A 17194-nucleotide genomic window follows, 5' to 3' on the forward strand; every position below is an offset into this window, starting at 1 on the left:
AGCGGACTTGGCTGACGTACCGTCAGATGTCATATTGCTATCTGACGGACCATCAGGAAAGTAGGGGACTCATGGCTACCGAAATGGCGACCGAACTGCCCCGCATCGTCAGCGTCGACGACCATGTGATCGAGCCCGCCCACCTCTTCGAGACCTGGCTGCCGGCCAGGTACCGGGACCGGGGGCCCAAGCCGCTGACCGCCGGGATCGGCGAACTGGCCTACGTCGGCGGGAAGTACCAGATCACCATGGACCCGGCGGGGCAGCCGACGGACTGGTGGATCTACGAGGACCTGAAGTTCCCGTACAAGCGCAACATCGCCGCCGTCGGGTTCGACCGGGACGAGATGACCCTCGAAGGGATCACGCGGGAGCAGATGCGGCGCGGGTGCTGGGATCCCAAGGCCCGACTGGAGGACATGGACCTCAATCACGTCGAGGCCAGCCTCTGCTTCCCCACCTTCCCGCGTTTCTGCGGGCAGACCTTCGCCGAGGCGCACGACAAGGAGGTCGCCCTCGCCTGCGTCCGCGCCTACAACGACTGGATGGTGGAGGAATGGTGCGGGGACAGCGGGGGGCGGCTGATCCCGCTGTGTCTCATTCCGTTGTGGGACGTGGAGCTGGCCGTCGCCGAGATCCGGCGCAATGCCGGGCGCGGGGTGCGGGCCGTGACCTTCTCCGAGATCCCGACCCACCTCGGGCTGCCGTCCATCCACTCCGGCTACTGGGACCCGTTCTTCGCCGTCTGCCAGGAGACGGGCACGGTCGTCAACATGCACATCGGCAGCAGCTCGCAGATGCCGGCCGCCTCCCCCGACGCCCCGCCCGCCGTCCAGGCCTCGCTCAGCTTCAACAACGCGATGGCCTCGATGATGGACTACCTCTTCAGCGGGGTCCTGGTCCGCTTCCCGCGCCTCACCCTCGCCTACTCCGAGGGGCAGATGGGGTGGGTGCCGTACGCCCTGGAGCGTGCCGACGACGTGTGGGAGGAGCACCGGGCCTGGGGCGGAGTCAGGGATCTGATTCCCGAGCCGCCGTCGACGTACTACTACCGGCAGATCTTCTGCTGCTTCTTCCGCGACCGGCACGGGGTCGCCTCGATCGACGTCGTCGGCCGCGACAACGCCACCTTCGAGACCGACTACCCGCACGTCGACTCGACCTTCCCGCACACCAAGGAGGTCGCCCTCGACCACGTGAAGGGCCTGGACGAGGAGACGGTCTACAAGCTGATGCGGGGGAACGCCATCCGCATGCTCGGACTGGATCTGGACCGGTAGTGGACCTGTCGTACACGCCCGAGGAGGAGGAGTTCCGGGCCCGGCTGCGGGAGTGGCTCGCCAAGGTGCTGCCCACCCTCCCGGACCGGCCCGCGCCCGAGGACTGGCCGGGCCGCCGCGCCTACGACCTCGGCTGGCAGCGGATGCTCCACGACGCCGGGTACGCCGACGTCCACTGGGATGCCTCGCCGACCACCCGCCTCATCTTCCTGGAGGAGACGGAGGAGGCCGGCGCGCCGTACGTGGGGGCGAACTTCGTGGGGCTGCTGCACGCCGGTCCGACGATCGCCGCCGAGGGTACGGCGGAGCAGCGGGCGCGCTGGCTGCCGCCGATCCTGCGCGGCGAGGAGGTGTGGTGCCAGGGGTTCAGCGAACCGGGTGCCGGCTCCGATCTCGCCGCACTGCGCACGCGCGCGCGGAGGGAGGGCGACGACTATGTGGTGAGCGGGTCCAAGATCTGGACCTCGCACGCGGAGGTCGCCGACTGGTGCGAACTGCTCGTCCGCACCGACCCGGACGCGCCCAGGCGCCGGGGCATCAGCTGGCTCGCGATGCCCATGGACGCCGAGGGGATCACCGTACGGCCGCTGCGTACGCTCGCCGGGTCGGCGGAGTTCGCCGAGGTGTTCCTGGACGAGGTCCGGGTGCCGGTGGCCAACCGGGTGGGCGCGGAGCACGACGGCTGGCGCGTGACCATGGTGACCCTGTCCTTCGAGCGGGGCACGGCCTTCGTCGGCGAGGTGCTGGCCTGTCGCCGGGTGCTCGGCCAACTGGCGTGCGCGGCACGGGAGAACGGCCGCTGGGACGACCCCGTACTGCGCCGTCGCCTCGGCCGGCTGGAGGCGGAGTTCCGGGCGCTGTGGCGGCTGACCCAGTGGAACGTGAGCGCGGCGGAGGTGAGCGGGGGTGGCGTGCCGGGTGTGGGCGGCTCCCTCTTCAAGCTCCGCTACTCGCACGCCCGCCAGGACCTGTACGACGCGGCGGCGGACGTACTCGGCCCGGACCGCCTCGACCTGGACCGGCCCTGGGTCCTGGACCGGCTGTCGTCCCTCTCCTACACCATCGCCGCCGGCACCTCCCAGATCCAGCGCACGATCGTGGCCGAGCGGATGCTCGGGCTGCCGAGGGGGAGATGAGCGTGCGATTTCAACTCACCGATGATCAGCACGCGTTGCGGGCGGGCGTACGGCAGTTGCTGGAGCGGCGGTTCGGGCATGAGGCGTTGCGGGCGGCCGTGGACGCTCCGGGCCGGCTCGACCGGGGGCTGTGGCGGGCCCTCGGCGAGGCGGGCTTCTTCGCTCTGCGGCTGCCGGAGGCGCGGGGCGGGGTCGGGCTGGGGCTGCCGGAGGCGGTCCTGGTCTTCGAGGAGGCGGGTCGGGCGCTGTTGCCGGGACCCCTGGTCGCCACCCACCTCGCGGCCGGGAGCGTGCCGGGTGCGGCGACCGGGGAGACGGTCGTCGCGGCCGTGGACGGGGAGCTGGTGGAGTGGCTGGACGGCGCGGACGCCGTACTCGGAGACACCTCGGGCGCCGTACCCCTGCGTTCGCTGGACCCGCTGACGCCACTGCACCGCGTTCCCGTCGCCGGTGTCACGGACCCCGTCGGCAGTCTGCTCACCGCAGCCGAACAACTGGGCACGGCTGGGCGTGTGTGCGAGCTGGCCGCGCAACACGCCCGGACTCGGGAGCAGTTCGGGCGGCCGGTCGGGGCGTTTCAGGCGGTGCAGCATCTCTGTGCCGACCTGCTGGTGCGGGCCGAGATCGCGCGCGTGGCGGTCTACGCGGCGGCCGTCACCGCCGACCCGGCCGACATCGCCGCCGCCCGGCTGCTCGCCGACGAGGCCGCCGTACGCGGCGCGCGCGACTGCCTGCAGGTGCACGGCGGCATGGGCTTCACCTGGGAGGCGGACGTCCATCTGCATCTGAAACGGGCCTGGGTGCGGGCCCAGCGTGGCGATGGGGACACACAGAGTGAGGAACTCCTCGCCGCGCGACTGGCCGGCTGACCGGCCGACAGCGCCCTGGACTGCGACTCCCTGCAAGCCATGGCCCAAGATGTCGCGGATCGTGGCAAACCGATATCACGGAGCGTTGATACCTGGTTGTGTCCTATGCGTGACTCGTCACGGCCTGGAGTCAGGGGTCCGCTCCGGTACCTTGTGTGGGATGCGAGTGGCTGTGAGCGCGAGCCGGGCCGGTGAACCCCCTGGGGTGGCGCCGGGTGGCGCGGTGCGCGGCGCTCCTCGCAGGGCGGATGCCGTCGCGGACACCGCTTCGGACCCCGCCTGTTCGACTCCCTGGCACGAGCGTCGCACAGTATGCCGCACGCGTACTCCTTCGCGCTGGAATATGCCCGAAGCGCTTGTTGGGGTGACTGTACGTCAACCATGCTGTCTCATAAGGGAATCACGGTCCGTGATCCCTGCTCTGGCCGTTGTTCTGGCCATGCAGAAAATGGCTACGATCGTGGCCCTCGTCGTGATCGTCGTCGTGGCTTTCGCCGTGGCGGCAGCGTTGTGCGGGGTCATGTGTCCGCCGGTTCGGATGGTGTGAGCGGTGCAGGTGCTTCAAGTGCAGCTGGAGATCCGGCCCGACCCCGCGGAGGTGGGGCGGGCGAGGAGGTGGGCCCGCTCGCGGTTCGCCGGGCTCGGCATAGCGGCCGACGAGCCGCTGGCCGAGACCCTGATCCTGCTCGTCTCCGAGCTGGTGACCAACGCGGTGGTGCACACGGGCTGCCCGGCCGTGCTGCGGCTGTCCCTGCCGGGTGCGCAGAGCGGGGCCGACCCCTCGGCCACCGTGCGGGTGGAGGTGGCCGACACCAGCTCCCGCGCCCCCGTGCCGCGTTGCGCCCGGGGTGATGCCACCGGTGGCCGGGGCCTGGCGCTCGTGGACTGCCTGGCCGATCGCTGGGGCTGGAGCCCGGAAGGCGCCGGCAAGAGCATCTGGTGCGAATTGGACCGCTGTTCACAGTCCCAGGAGGAGACGCCCCGGCAGGGCGCGGAACTGGCGTACGGGGGCGGACTGTCCGCGTACGAGGGCCTGGCCTTCGAGGCGGTGTAGGTTCCGGCGCGGCGGTGCGCCGGGGGTGCATCCGTGCGCGGGGTCCGTGAATTGGGCGTACGTAACAAATCCCCGTACCGGCGTTGACGTCACGTGGGCACCTGAACACGCTGGTGGGCGTCGATTCGCCGCGAGGGGACGACGAGGGCATGGGTGACGGCGGCCCTCGTCGAGTGTGGGTCGCATCGGATGGCGGCGTGCGCGCACGGCCGTGGGGGAGACGCGCCGGTGGGGGGAGGCGCGCCGCCATCCGGTTCCAGTTCCGGTTCCAGCTCAGGCTCCAGCTCCAGCTCCGGTTCTAGCTCAGGCCCCAGCTCCGGTTCCAGCTCGGGCTTCACCGCGGGCCTTGGGCTACAGGATCGCCACCGGTGCCACCGGTGAACCCGTCGCCCCGACGAACGGCTCCGGCATCGCCGACAGCAGAAACGCGTACCGCCCCTCTTCTCCACAGGCTGTGGACAACTCTTCCAGATTCCAGTTCTGACCCTGGAGCATCCCCATCTCCACCAGGTCCAGCGCATGCACGGGCAGCCACAGATTGTCGATCTCGGGCGGAAATATCTCAAACGTGAGCGTGTCGTTGGCGACGGCGGCCACATCGCGCGCGTGGAACCACTCCGGCGTGCGGACGGACAGCCCCGGCGACGGATAGCCGTACCCGTGCTTGTCCCCGGCCAGATACACCTGCACCTGCCCGGTCCGTACGAGCACGATGTCACCGGCACGCACGCGCGTACCCGCGAGTTCCTCGGCCGCGTCCAGATCCTCCGGCGTGACCGCGTGACCGCCCTCCAGCCGGTCCACGCCACGCGCGCGTGCCACGTCCAGCAGCACCCCGCGCGAGACGATGTGCCGCGCCTTGTCGATCCCGCCGAACCCGGCCCCGCTGTGCGCGGTGACCGAGTGCGCAGGGCGGCCGTTGTAGAGCTTCCCGGAGTGCGAGACATGGGTCAGCGCGTCCCAGTGGGTGCCGGCCTGCAGGCCCATCGTCACCGCGTCGTCGCTGCACGCGACCGTGCCGGGCCCGAACAGCTCCTGGTTGATCTGCACCATGGCGTGCAGGGGATTGACCCGTCCCGGGATCATCCCGGTCTGCACACCGTCCTCACGCAGCGGCAGCGCGAGCGGGACACGGCGGCCGGTGCGGACGCGGGCGGCGGCCTCGCGCACGACCTCGCCGGTGATGAGGTTCAGGGTCCCGATCTCGTCGTCCGCCCCCCAGCGCCCCCAGTTGTTCACGCGCCCCGCGATCTCGTGGAACTCCTCCGGCAGTGCCATCCGGTGCCTCCCCGGGGGTTGTGTCCGTGCGTCCGACGGGCCATAAAATCTAACGGACCGTCAGAAACCGCGGGAAGGGGCCGGACGTGGGGAACTTCTTGGCAGACAAGGTGGTCGCCGTGACCGGAGCCGGGCGCGGGATCGGACGGGCGGTCGCCCTGGCGGCGGCGGCCGAGGGAGCGAAGGTCGTCGTCAACGACTACGGCGTCGCCGCCGACGGGACGGCACCGACGAGCGAGGTCGCCGAAGCGGTCGTCAAGGAGATCGAGGCGGCGGGCGGCGAGGCGGTCGCCGTCGCCGACGACATCTCCACGATGGCGGGCGGACAGCGGGTGGTGGACACCGCCGTGTCCTCCTACGGCCGGCTCGACGGAGTCGTCTGCGTGGCCGGGATCCTGCGCGAACGCATGCTGTTCAACATGACCGAGGACGAGTGGGACCCCGTCGTCGCCACCCACCTCAAGGGCACGTTCACCGTCTTCCGGGCGGCCTCCGCCGTGATGCGCGGGCAGCGCTCGGGCACCCTGATCGGCTTCACCAGCGGCAACCACCAGGGCTCGGTCTCCCAGGCCAACTACAGTGCGGCGAAGGGCGGCATCATCTCACTGGTCCGCAGCGCGGCGCTGGGCCTGCACAAGTACGGGGTCACCGCGAACGCCGTCGCCCCCGTGGCCCGTACGCGGATGTCGGCGAACGTGCCCATGCAGCTGGCCGAGATCGGCGAGCCGGAGGACGTGGCCGCGCTCGTGGTGTATCTGCTGTCCGACGGGGCTGCCGCGCAGGGCATCACCGGACAGGTGTACACGGTCGCGGGGCCGAAGATCGCGGTGTGGGCCCAGCCGAGGGAACTCCGTGCGGTTTACGGGGAGAGGCCTTGGACGCCGCAGCGGATCGCGGAGTCTCTGCCGGGGTCGGTGGGGGTGGATCCGATGCCGATGCTGTCCCAGCTTGTGGCGATGGAAGAGGCGGCGCGGGCGGGAGACCGGCCGAACGCATGACCAACTGAGGCGGTCCACATGGATTTCGGGTTCAGCGTAGAAGATGACGCGTTTCGCCTGGAGGCTCGCTCCTGGCTGGCCTCTCACGTCAACTCGGCAGACAGCAAACGCACATGGGAGCACACCCTCGGCGCCGCCGGCTGGATCGGGCTCGGCTGGCCCGAATCGGGATACGGGAACCGGACCGCGACCCTCACCCAGCAGGTCGCCTGGGCCGAGGAGTACGCGCGGTCGGGGGCGCCGCCCCGGTCCGGGCACATCGGGGAGAACCTGCTCGCTCCCACCCTCATCGCACACGGCACCGACGAGCAGAAGAAGCGGTTTCTGCCGCCGGTCGCCGCCGGTGAGGAGCTCTGGTGCCAGGGGTACAGCGAGCCCGGTGCCGGGTCTGATCTGGCCGGGATCCGGACCGTGGCCGTGCGGGACGGGGAGCGGTACCGGATCAGCGGGCAGAAGATCTGGACCTCGCTCGCGCACGAGGCCGACTGGTGCTTCGTGCTGGCCCGGACCGAGCCGGATTCCCGCCGGCATCACGGACTGAGCTTTCTGCTCGTGCCCATGGACCAGCCGGGCCGTATCGAGGTGCGGCCGATCCGGCAGATGACCGGCACCAGTGACTTCAACGAGGTCTTCTTCGACGGGGCACACGCGCGCGTGGCGCATGTCGTCGGCGGCGAAGGGCAGGGCTGGCGGGTCGCCATGAGTCTGCTCGGGTTCGAGCGGGGGGTGTCGACGCTCGCCCAGCAGATCGGGTTCGCCGAGGAGCTGGGGCGGGTGGTGCGGGCCGCCGTGGCGACCGGCGCCGCCGGCGATCCCGTCGTACGCGCGCTGCTCGTACGGCAGTGGGCCGAGCTGCGGACCATGCGCTGGAACGCCCTGCGCACCCTCGGCGGCTCCGAGGATCCGGGCGCGCCCAGTGTGGCCAAGCTGCTGTGGGCCGGGTGGCACCAGCGGCTGGGCGAGCTCGCGGTGCGGGTGCGGGGCGCGGCCGCCTCCGTGGGCCCGGCGGACTGGTCGCCTGCGGCGCCGTACGAACTGGACGCGGACCAGCACCTGTTCCTCTTCTCCCGCGCCGACACGATCTACGGCGGCTCGGACCAGGTACAGCGCACGATCATCGCCGAGCGCGTGCTCGGTCTGCCCAGAGAGCCCAAGGGGGCCGTGTGATGCGTGGAGTGGTGTTCGACGGCAAGCGGGTGCGGGTGGTCGACGATCTCGCGGTGCGGGAGCCGGGGGCGGGGGAGGTGCGCGTCGCCATCGCCGCGGCCGGGCTGTGCCACAGCGACCTGTCCGTGGTGGACGGCACCATTCCCTTCCCCGTGCCGGTGGTGCTGGGGCACGAGGGGGCCGGGGTCGTGGAAGCGGTCGGGGCGGGGGTCGGCCATGTCGCGCCCGGCGACCATGTGGCCCTGTCCACGCTCGCCAACTGCGGCACCTGCGCGGAGTGCGACCGGGGCCGGCCGACCATGTGCCGGCAGGCCATCGGCCGCCCAGGGAAGCCGTTCACCCGGGGTGCGGAGCCGGTGTACCAGTTCGCCGCCAACTCCGCCTTCGCGGAACGCACGATCGTCAAGGCCGTACAGGCGGTACGGATCCCGAAGGATCTCCCGTTCCCGTCCGCCGCGCTGATCGGGTGCGGGGTGCTCACCGGGGTGGGCGCGGTGCTGAACCGGGCTCGGGTGGGGCAGGGGGAGAGCGTCGTCGTCATCGGGACCGGCGGGATCGGGCTGAACGTCATCCAGGGCGCGCGCATCGCGGGGGCCCTGCGCATCGTCGCCGTGGACGCCAATCCGGGCAAGGAGGAGATGGCCCGGCAGTTCGGCGCGACCGACTTCCTGACCTCGGCGGAGGGCGTGACGGACATCCTGCCCACGGGCGCCGACCACGTCTTCGAGTGCGTGGGCCGGGTGGAGCTGATCCGGCAGGCGATCGACCTCCTCGGCCGGCACGGCCAGGCGATCCTCCTCGGTGTCCCGCCGGTCACGGCCGAGGCGTCCTTCCTCGTCTCCTCCCTGTACCTGGACAAGTCCGTCCTGGGCTGCCGCTACGGCTCCTCGCGCCCCCAGCGGGACATCGCCCTGTACGCCGAGCTGTACCGCCAAGGGCGGCTCCTGCTCGACGAGTTGGTGACGGCCGTGTATCCCGTGGAGGACTTCGAGAAGGCGCGGGCGGACGCGGAGGCGGGGCGGGTGGCGCGGGCGGTCCTGGCATTCTGAGTCTTTCGTCCGCGGGCGTCAGACCGCCGAGGTGACCGTCGCCCGGAAAGTGCGCCGATAGGCCGTCGGGGTCACGCCCAGGGCCTGCTGGAGGTGCTGGCGCATCGACTGGGCCGTGCCGAAGCCGGACTCGCGGGCGACCTGGTCGATGGACAGGTCGGTGGTCTCCAGCAGATGGCGGGCGCGTTCGACGCGCTGCTGGGTGAGCCACTGGCCGGGGCTGATGCCGACCTCCTCACGGAAGCGGCGGGTGAAGGTGCGTACCGACATGGACTCCTGTCCGGCCATGTCGCGCAGCTGGATCGGCTCGTGCAGCCGGCCGAGCGCCCAGGCGCGTGCGGCGGTCGTGGTCGCCACCTGCGGGTCGGGGACGGGGCGTTCGATGTACTGGGCCTGGCCGCCGTCGCGGTGCGGTGGTACGACCGTGCGCCGGGCCACGTCGTTGGCGACGGCCGTGCCGAAGTCGCGGCGCACCATGTGCAGGCACAGGTCGATCCCGGCGGCCACCCCGGCCGAGGTCAGCACGTCGCCGTCGTCGATGAACAGCACGTCCGCGTCCACCTCGATCCGCGGGAACAGCCGCTGGAAGCGCTCGGCGTCGGCCCAGTGCGTGGTCGCCGGGCGGCCGTCCAGGTAGCCGGCGGCGGCGAGGACGTAGACGCCGGTGCAGATGGAGGCGAGGCGGGTGCCGGGGCGGATGCGGGCGAGGGCGGCGGCGAGGTCGTCGGTCAGCCGGCCCTCCTCGAAGACAGGTCCCAGTTCGTACGACGCCGGGACGATCACCGTGTCGGCCTCGGCCAGCGCCTCCGGGCCGTGGGTGACGTGGATGGCGAAGTCGGCGTCGGTCTCGACCGGGCCCGGGGGCCGTACCGAGCACGTCACGACCTCGTAGAGCGGCCGGCCCCGCTCGTCCTCGGGGCGGCCGAAGATGCGGTGCGGGATGCCCAGCTCGAAGGGGAGCAGGCCGTCCAGGGCGAGGACGACGACGCGATGCGGACGGACAGCCTCAGGATCCTCGGTGACAGCAGCCATGGCCCGATCCTAGCGAATGCTGTCCTTCGGGCCACTCGATGCGCGGAACAGCAGACCGGATGCTCTATGACGTGACTCAGACAAGCCCAGCCGCAGCCTCAGCCGAAGCCCCCGCCCAGGCCGCTCCGCCCGCCCGGCACCACCGTGTGCACCGCGCCTGGTTCGTCGCCGCCGTCACGTTCGTCACGATCATCGGCGCGGCCGCCTTCCGTTCCCTGCCCGGTCTGCTGATCGACCCCTTGCACCAGGAGTTCGGCTGGTCGCGCGGCACGATCGGCGCGGCCGTCTCCATCAACCTCGCGCTCTACGGCCTCACGGCCCCCTTCGCCGCCGCGCTGATGGACCGGTTCGGCATCCGCCGGGTGGTCGCCGTCGCACTGGTCGTGATCGCCGCCGGGTCCGGCCTGACCGTGTGGATGACGGCGGCCTGGCAGCTGTGGCTGTGCTGGGGCCTGCTGGTGGGGCTCGGCTCCGGCTCGATGGCGCTCGCCTTCGCGGCGACGGTGACCAACCGCTGGTTCGCCGAGCGGCGCGGCCTGGTCAGCGGCATCCTCACCGCCGCGTCCGCCTCCGGCCAGCTGATCTTCCTGCCGCTGCTCTCCTGGCTGTCCGAGCACCACGGCTGGCGCCCGGCGGCCGTGACCGTGTCCCTGGCGGCCCTCGCCGTCGTGCCCTTCGTCTGGATCCTGCTGCGCGACCACCCGGCGGACATCGGCGTGGCGCCGTACGGGGCGAAGGAGTTCATACCCAAGCCGGCGCCGGTCACCGGCGCGGCCCGCCGCACGCTGAAGGTGCTGTCCACCTCCGTCCGCACCGGCACCTTCTGGCTGCTCGCCGGCACCTTCGCGATCTGCGGCGCCTCCACCAACGGTCTGATCCAGACCCACTTCGTGCCCGCCGAGCACGACCACGGCATGCCGGTCACCACGGCGGCCTCGCTGCTCGCGGTCGTCGGCGTGTTCGACGTGGCCGGCACGATCGCCTCCGGCTGGTTCACCGACCGCTTCGAACCGCGCCGCCTGCTCGCGGTCTACTACGCCCTGCGCGGCCTGTCCCTCCTCTTCCTCCCCATGCTGCTGGGCCCGTCGGTGCACCCGCCGATGCTGTTCTTCATCGTCTTCTACGGCCTCGACTGGGTGGCCACCGTCCCGCCCACCCTGGCCCTGTGCCGGGAGCAGTTCGGTGACGACAGCGCCATCGTCTTCGGCTGGGTCCTCGCCTCCCACCAGATCGGCGCGGCCCTCGTCGCCTACCTCGGCGGCGTCGCCCGCGACGTCTTCGGCTCCTACGACCTCGTCTGGTACGCCTCCGGCGCCCTGTGCGCGGCGGCGGCCCTGATGTCCCTGGTGATCCGCCGCCACCCGGCCCCGGCGACGCCCGTCCTCGCAGTACCCTGAACCCACGCTCAGGAAAGGGAAGTTGATGACACTCGGCATGGTCCTCGGTGACGCGTTCCTCGTGCCCGCACACGTAGGAACCCCCTCCCGAGGAGCATGCCGTGCCCCTGGTCCGCTGGACCGAGAACGACCCCCTGTCCGCCCGCTGGCACTCTGAGAGCGAACTCCCGCCGCCCCGCCGGCTGATCGTCGCCGACGACCGCGTCCGCGCCGCCACCGCCCACCGCCTCACCGCCGAGGGCACGGCCCTGCTGTGGCGCGGCGACTACCACGGCGCCCGACAGCTGCTGAGCGCCCTGGCCCGCCGTATCGACCGCAAGGCCCCACAGCCCCCGGACCGGGGGGCCTCGGAGGCCTCGGGAGCCTCGGCGGCCTCGGCGGCCGAGAGCTTCCACCTCCTGCGCCGCTTCCGCGCCCACCGGGCCCGGATCCTGGGCCGGCTGCTGGTCCTGCTGGAAGCCGACCACAGCCTCGCCCTGCGCCGCGCCCCGGACGTCCGCCAGGCCTGTGCCGACGCCTACGGCCCGCCCGCCGGCCCCACCCTCGTACCGCTCCGGGAGCTGCTGGGCGTGCTCGGCGCCCGGCAGTGGCGCGAGAAGGGCGTCGACGTACCGGCCCTCGGCGCCCGGATCCACCCGCACTACGGCGTCTTCGCCCCCGTGCGTGGCGAGTACGTCGACCTGGTCGCGCGGGCAGCCCTGCCCGAGGGCCGTACCGCCTTCGATCTCGGCACCGGCACCGGTGTGCTGGCCGCCGTGCTGGCCCGGCGCGGTCTCACCCACGTCACCGCGACCGACCTCAGCCCCCGCGCCCGCGCCTGCGCCCGGGACAACCTCGGCCGCCTGGGCCTCACGGACCGGGTCACGGTCACCGGCCCGGAGCTGTATCCGCCCGGCCGGGCGTCGCTGATCGTCTGCAACCCGCCCTGGCTCCCGGCCCGCCCCGCCTCCCCCCTCGACCAGGGCGTGTACGACCCCGGCGGCGCGATGCTGCACGCCTTCCTGGCCGGACTCCCCGCCCACCTGGAACCCGGCGGCGAGGCCTGGCTGATCCTCTCCGACCTGGCCGAACACCTGGGTCTGCGCACCCGGGGCGAGCTGCTCGCGGCGATCGGGAAGGCGGGCCTGAAGGTGCTGGACCGTACGGACACCCGCCCCCGTCACCCGCGTGCGAACGACCCGCGCGACCCGCTGCACGCGGCCCGCGCGGCCGAGGTGACGTCGTTGTGGCGGTTGGCAGCCGGGTGATTCCTAGGGGCCGAGCCCGGCGAACCGCCCCCGGTGGAACAGCAGCGGTTCGCCGTCCCCGGCCGCCCCCAGGGCCGCCACCCGACCCACGACGATGAGATGGTCGCCCCCGGTGTGCACGGCGTGGACGGTGCAGTCGATCCAGGCGACCGCGCCGTCCAGCCGCGGTGCCCCGGAGACGGGCGCCGCGTCGTACGCCACCCCCGCGAACTTGTCCGCGCCGCTCACCGCGAAGGCCCGGCACAGCTCGCCCTGGCCGGCGCCGAGCACGTTGACGCAGAAGACGCCGGCGCGGGCGATGCGCGGCCAGGTGGTGGACGTACGGCCCACCAGGAAGCAGACCAGGGGCGGTTCGAGGGAGAGGGAGGAGAAGGACTGGCAGGCGAACCCGGCGGGGCCCGGCTCGTCCGCGCCGGCCGGGGCGGTGATGACCGTGACCCCGGTCGCGAAGTGCCCCAGCACCCGCCGGAACTCGCCCGGCTCCACCGACGCCCGCTCGTCCTCCCGGACGCACCGCAACTCCGGCCGCGGCAATGGCTCCACGGCCCTCGGCCTCAGATACCGGACTGCGGCGGCCGCCGCCCCTGCGTGTCCCATCACGCCCTCCATTGAAGCTGACAGTCTGTCAGATGGGAAGCCTGCCGGAGTGCCCCGTACCGACGGCTCATAGGGTGCGATCATGGGGTGGGAGAACGTACGCGACGAGGGCCGGGCCGCGGACCGGGCGCTGCGCAGTGAGGTGGCCGCGGCGATCCCGGTGAACGCGGCGCAGTTGCCCGCGGCCGGGCTGCTGTGGCTCCTCCGGAGCGTCACCCAGGACCAGTACGGCGCGGGCACCGGCGGTGCCCTCGGGCCGGCGCTCCTGCTGATCTTCGCGCCGCTGCTGCTCCCGCTGCTGGGCCTGTTCGCCTCGCTCGTGCTGACGCTGCCCGCGGCCCTGCTCGCCCGGCCGGCGCTCCGCCGGTACGGCGGTCCCGAGCGGGCCTGGCGGCTCGCCGGAGCGGTGGCCACGGCCGTCGGCTGGGGCGCGGTGACGGCGGCGCTGTGGCACTGGCCGTTCGCCACCACGGCCGCGGTCCTCACCGGCCTCGGCGTGCTGCCGGCGCTCGCCCTCCCCTACGTCCGCGCGCGTACGTGGTCGCAGTGGGGCCTGTGGTGGCGCTCGGCACTCGCCTGCGCCGGCCTCTTCGCCCTGGCCCTCGGCGGCGGGCTCGGGGCCATCGCGGCCGGCCTGATCAAGCAGTACGAGCCGCCGAAGCTGACCACCGCCCAGCTGGCCGGGGTCTGGCACGGCCCGAGCGGGGCCGTGCTGCGGCTGTACCCGAGCGGGCGCGCCGAGGCCACCAGGCTGCCGGCCGAGCCGTCCGGGGACGAAGGGCCCCCGACGGACGTCGTCCTGTGCGACGGCCCCGGCCGCTGGGAGCCCGGCCCGGCCCCGGACGGCACCCAGCGCGACGGCGTGCTGCTGAAGCTCGACCGCTCCTGCGGCGAGGACACCCACTGGTCGATCAGCGGTACCGAGCACGACCCCGAACTGTTCGTGCTCTTCGGCGATCCGGACGCGGGCACGCTGTGGACGCTGAAGCGGAAGACCTGACTCACCGCCCCCGGAACTCCGGGCTGCGGCGTTCCGCGAACGCCCGCAGGCCCTCCCTGGCGTCCGCCGTCGTCATGTTCATCTCCTGCGCCGCGGCCTCGGCGGCGAAGGCGGCCGAACGGTCGGTGTCCAGAGAGGTGTTCACCAGCTGCTTGGTCAGGGCCAGGGCCCGGGTCGGGCCGGAAGCCAGGCGGGTCGCCCATTCCCGTGCCGTCTTCGCCAGCTCCCCGTCCGGCACCACCCGGTTGACCAGCCCCAGCCGTTCCGCCTCCGCCGCCGGAACCGCGTCCCCGAAGAACATCAGCTCCTTGGCCCGCTGGGGGCCCAGCAGCCGGGGCAGCAGATAGGCGCCTGCGCCGTCCGGTACGAGTCCACGTCGTACGAACACCTCTATGAAGCGGGCGGATTCAGCGGCCAGCACCAGGTCGCAGGCGAGCGCGAGATGCGCGCCGAGCCCGGCCGCCGTACCGTTCACGGCGGCGATCACCGGCTTCTCGCAGTCCAGCACGGCCGCGATCAGCCGCTGAGCGCCGAGCCGGAGGGTGCGGGCCACATCACCGGCGACGCGCTCACCGGCTCCCGAACCGCCACCCCGCAGGTCCGCGCCCGCACAGAAGCCGCGTCCGGTGCCGGTCAGCACCACCGCCCGGGTCTCCGGGTCCGCCGAGGCCTCCGCCAGCAGCTCGATCAGCCGGTCCCGCAGCGCGGGCGTGAGGGCGCCCAGCGCCTCGGGCCGGTCGAGGGTGAGGTACGAGACGTGCTCCCGGACCTCGTGGCGGATCCCGCTCACCGGCACACCACCAGCGCGTCCAGTGCCACCGCGCCCTGCCCCCGGGGCAGGACCAGCAGCGGGTTGATGTCCAGCTCGGCGATCTGGTCGCCGAGTTCCAGTGCCATGCGCTGGACCCGCAGAACCACCTCCACCAGCGCGTCGCGGTCGGCCGGCGGGCGGCCCCGGACGCCGTCCAGCAGGGGATGGCCGCGGAGTTCGGCGAGCATGGCGTGGGCCTGGTCCTCGCCGAACGGCGGGACGCGGACCGCCGTGTCGTGCAGGACCTCGACCAGCACCCCGCCCAGGCCCACCGTCACCGTCGGGCCGAACAGGTCGTCGTGCGTCGCGCCCACGACCATCTCCACGCCCTGCTCGACCATCTGGCACACCAGGATCCCGTCCAGCGAGACCCCCTCGTAGCGGGCGATGTCCATCAACTCGCGGTAGCCGTCACGGACTTGGCTGGCTGACGTCAGGCCGACCTTCACCAGACCCAGTTCGGTCTTGTGGGCGATCCGGGCACCCGAGGCCTTCATCACCACCGGGTAGCCGATCTGGGCCGCGGCCCGTACGGCCGCCGCCGCGCTGGTCACCAGCTGCTCCCGCGGGACCCGGATGCCGTAGGCGCGCAGGAGCTGTTTCGCCGCGTGCTCGCTCAGCTGCCGGCCCGGACGCATCAGCGCCTGCGCCTTGCGGAAGGAGGGCGAGGGCAGGCGCGGGGCCTCGTCGAAGGGGGAGCGGTAGTCGCGCACGAAGCGGTGGTGGTCCAGCCAGGCGCGGACGGCCGTCAGACAGTTGCCGACCGTGCGGAAGGTCGCCACGCGCGAGGAGCCCAGCAGGGTCTCCCGGTACGCCGGCTCGGTGCCGACCGGGGAGCCCCACACCACGCACACCAGCTTGTCCGTCTCCTCGGCCGCCGCGACCAGGTCCGCCACCAGCTTGTCGCTGAGCGGCGGGAACGGGCCGGTGACCGGGCAGATCAGGACCCCGACCGCCGGGTCGGCGAGCACCGCGTCGATGATCTTCCGGCCGCGCGCGTCGCCGACCGGGTGTCCGCCGTTGTCGACCGGGTTGGCCACGCTCAGGTACTCCGGGATCCACTGGTGCAGCTCGGCCTGCCGCTCGTCCGACAGCCGCGGCAGGCGCAGCCCCAGGCCGGCCGCCAGGTCGGCGACGTGCGCGCCGGTGCCGCCGGAGATCGAGTAGACCGCCACGCCGTCCGCCAGGGGAGCCCGCGCCCGCGCCAGCAGGGCCGCGGTGTCCTGGAGTTCGTCGAGCCCGTCGACGCGTACGACGCCGTACTGGCGCATCGCCGCGTCCACCACCGCGTCGGCGCCGGTGAGCTTGCCGGTGTGCGAGGCGGCCGTACGGGCCCCGGTCTCGGTGCGGCCCACCTTCACCGCGACCACCGGCACCTTGCGGCGGGCGGCGCGGTCGGCGGCCAGCAGAAAGGCGCGGCCGTCCTTCAGGCCCTCCACATAGGCGGCGATGGCGCCGACCTCGGGCTGTTCGGCGAAGTACGAGATGAAGTCGGCCGTCTCCAGGTCGGCCTCGTTGCCGGTGGGCGCCCAGTGGGAGAGGCGGATGCCCAGCTCCTGGAGGGAGAAGACCGGGCGGCCCTGGTGGCCGGACTGGGTGATCAGCGCGATCGCCGGGCCGTCCAGGTCCTCCCGGAAGCGCTCGAAGGCGTTCAGGTTGGTGTTCGGGCCGAGCAGGCGCAGGCCCGAGCGGCGTACGGCGTCCGCGAGCCGTTCCTGGGCCTCGGCACCCGCCTCGCCGGTCTCGGCGAAACCGGCGGCGAAGGCGACCGCGAACTTCACCTTCGCGTCGGCCAGCTCCTCGATCACCGGCAGTGGGTCGGCCACCAGCAGGACGGCCAGGTCGACCTGGCCGGGCGGCAGTTCGGCGACCGAGGCGGCGCACGGGATGCCGAACACGGACGGCCGGGTCGGGTGCACCGGATGCACCCGCGCCCCCACCCGCTCGGCCCAGGCCAGCAGCTGCCGGGTGATCCCGGTGTTCGGCCGGCCCTCGGTGTCCGAGGCGCCGATCACGGCGACGGACTCGGGCCGGAAGAAGCGGGCGAGGTCGGGTACGTCCGCGTACAGCGGGCGCCCGCTGACGTCGAGGTCGTCGACCCGGTCGTGGACGACGGGGCCGGGCCGCTGCTCGCCGCAGGCGACGACCCGGGCCCGGCGGGAGTCGGTGGTGAGGGTGCCGTGGGTTGATCCAAGCATCGGTCCGCCCGCTCCTGTGAGACAGCACAAGTAAACTGACGCAGTGTCAGATTACTGAACTGACGCAATGTCAGGAACTGG

Annotated in this window: 16 protein-coding genes; 11 read left to right on the forward strand and 5 right to left on the reverse strand. The window is 72.6% G+C overall.

Annotated features, from left to right (window positions below):
- The first annotated feature begins 83 nt into the window (after positions 1–83).
- The 5 genes from O1G22_RS23675 (at position 84) to O1G22_RS23695 (ending at position 4339) form a co-directional block, all read left to right on the forward strand.
- Positions 84–1280 (forward strand): amidohydrolase family protein, encoded by a 1197-nt coding sequence (locus O1G22_RS23675; protein ID WP_270086513.1) that lies wholly within the window; start codon positions 84–86, stop codon positions 1278–1280.
- The gene (locus O1G22_RS23680; protein ID WP_270083147.1) at positions 1280–2416 is read left to right on the forward strand and encodes an acyl-CoA dehydrogenase family protein; all 1137 of its coding nucleotides are present in this window, start codon (positions 1280–1282) and stop codon (positions 2414–2416) included. Before O1G22_RS23675 ends, O1G22_RS23680 begins: the two co-directional genes overlap by 1 nt.
- Positions 2417–2418: 2 nt before the next feature.
- Positions 2419–3285, forward strand: coding sequence for an acyl-CoA dehydrogenase family protein (locus tag O1G22_RS23685; RefSeq protein ID WP_270083148.1), 867 nt, complete (start codon positions 2419–2421; stop codon positions 3283–3285).
- A gap of 409 nt (positions 3286–3694) precedes the next feature.
- On the forward strand, positions 3695–3832 hold the full coding sequence (locus O1G22_RS23690) for a hypothetical protein (RefSeq protein ID WP_270083149.1): 138 nt from the start codon (positions 3695–3697) through the stop codon (positions 3830–3832).
- Between the two features lie 18 nt (positions 3833–3850).
- Positions 3851–4339 (forward strand): ATP-binding protein, encoded by a 489-nt coding sequence (locus O1G22_RS23695; RefSeq protein WP_270086514.1) that lies wholly within the window; start codon positions 3851–3853, stop codon positions 4337–4339.
- Between the two features lie 351 nt (positions 4340–4690).
- Here O1G22_RS23695 and O1G22_RS23700 read toward each other — a convergent pair whose 3' ends face one another.
- Entirely contained in the window at positions 4691–5617 is a 927-nt protein-coding gene (locus O1G22_RS23700) for a cyclase family protein (RefSeq protein WP_270083150.1), read from the reverse strand.
- A gap of 86 nt (positions 5618–5703) precedes the next feature.
- Between O1G22_RS23700 and O1G22_RS23705 the strand changes: the two genes are divergently transcribed.
- Genes O1G22_RS23705 through O1G22_RS23715 form a run of 3 tightly spaced genes read left to right on the forward strand, consistent with a single transcriptional unit; the run spans position 5704 to position 8831 of the window.
- Positions 5704–6615, forward strand: coding sequence for an SDR family NAD(P)-dependent oxidoreductase (locus O1G22_RS23705; protein WP_270083151.1), 912 nt, complete (start codon positions 5704–5706; stop codon positions 6613–6615).
- 18 nt (positions 6616–6633) lie between these two features.
- The gene (locus tag O1G22_RS23710) at positions 6634–7782 is read left to right on the forward strand and encodes an acyl-CoA dehydrogenase family protein (RefSeq protein WP_270083152.1); all 1149 of its coding nucleotides are present in this window, start codon (positions 6634–6636) and stop codon (positions 7780–7782) included.
- Complete coding sequence (locus tag O1G22_RS23715) at positions 7782–8831, forward strand: Zn-dependent alcohol dehydrogenase (RefSeq protein WP_270083153.1); 1050 nt, start codon at positions 7782–7784, stop codon at positions 8829–8831. Before O1G22_RS23710 ends, O1G22_RS23715 begins: the two co-directional genes overlap by 1 nt.
- A gap of 18 nt (positions 8832–8849) precedes the next feature.
- Here the strand turns inward: O1G22_RS23715 and O1G22_RS23720 are convergent, their stop codons facing one another.
- Positions 8850–9863 carry a GlxA family transcriptional regulator gene (locus O1G22_RS23720; RefSeq protein WP_270083154.1) on the reverse strand — a complete coding sequence of 338 codons (1014 nt, stop codon included), beginning with the start codon at positions 9861–9863 and terminating at the stop codon, positions 8850–8852.
- 71 nt (positions 9864–9934) lie between these two features.
- Between O1G22_RS23720 and O1G22_RS23725 the strand changes: the two genes are divergently transcribed.
- Together O1G22_RS23725 and O1G22_RS23730 are read left to right on the forward strand one after the other, a co-directional pair.
- On the forward strand, positions 9935–11260 hold the full coding sequence (locus O1G22_RS23725; RefSeq protein ID WP_270083155.1) for an MFS transporter: 1326 nt from the start codon (positions 9935–9937) through the stop codon (positions 11258–11260).
- A gap of 101 nt (positions 11261–11361) precedes the next feature.
- Positions 11362–12507: a class I SAM-dependent methyltransferase gene (locus O1G22_RS23730; RefSeq protein WP_270083156.1), complete on the forward strand. Its 1146-nt coding sequence runs from the start codon at positions 11362–11364 to the stop codon at positions 12505–12507.
- A gap of 3 nt (positions 12508–12510) precedes the next feature.
- On the opposite strand, the gene O1G22_RS23735 is transcribed toward O1G22_RS23730, so the two are convergent.
- The gene (locus tag O1G22_RS23735) at positions 12511–13104 is read right to left on the reverse strand and encodes a flavin reductase family protein (RefSeq protein ID WP_270083157.1); all 594 of its coding nucleotides are present in this window, start codon (positions 13102–13104) and stop codon (positions 12511–12513) included.
- Between the two features lie 82 nt (positions 13105–13186).
- Here O1G22_RS23735 and O1G22_RS23740 point away from each other — a divergent pair, with 82 nt between their 5' ends.
- Positions 13187–14104 carry a hypothetical protein gene (locus O1G22_RS23740; protein ID WP_270083158.1) on the forward strand — a complete coding sequence of 306 codons (918 nt, stop codon included), beginning with the start codon at positions 13187–13189 and terminating at the stop codon, positions 14102–14104.
- Between the two features lies 1 nt (position 14105).
- Here O1G22_RS23740 and O1G22_RS23745 read toward each other — a convergent pair whose 3' ends face one another.
- Positions 14106–14900: an enoyl-CoA hydratase/isomerase family protein gene (locus O1G22_RS23745; protein ID WP_270083159.1), complete on the reverse strand. Its 795-nt coding sequence runs from the start codon at positions 14898–14900 to the stop codon at positions 14106–14108.
- Entirely contained in the window at positions 14891–17113 is a 2223-nt protein-coding gene (locus tag O1G22_RS23750; RefSeq protein WP_270083160.1) for an acetate--CoA ligase family protein, read from the reverse strand. Before O1G22_RS23750 ends, O1G22_RS23745 begins: the two co-directional genes overlap by 10 nt.
- Positions 17114–17194 lie beyond the last annotated feature (81 nt).

Origin of the sequence: Streptomyces camelliae, assembly GCF_027625935.1 — a bacterium.
Classification (GTDB): Bacteria; Actinomycetota; Actinomycetes; order Streptomycetales; family Streptomycetaceae; genus Streptomyces; species Streptomyces camelliae.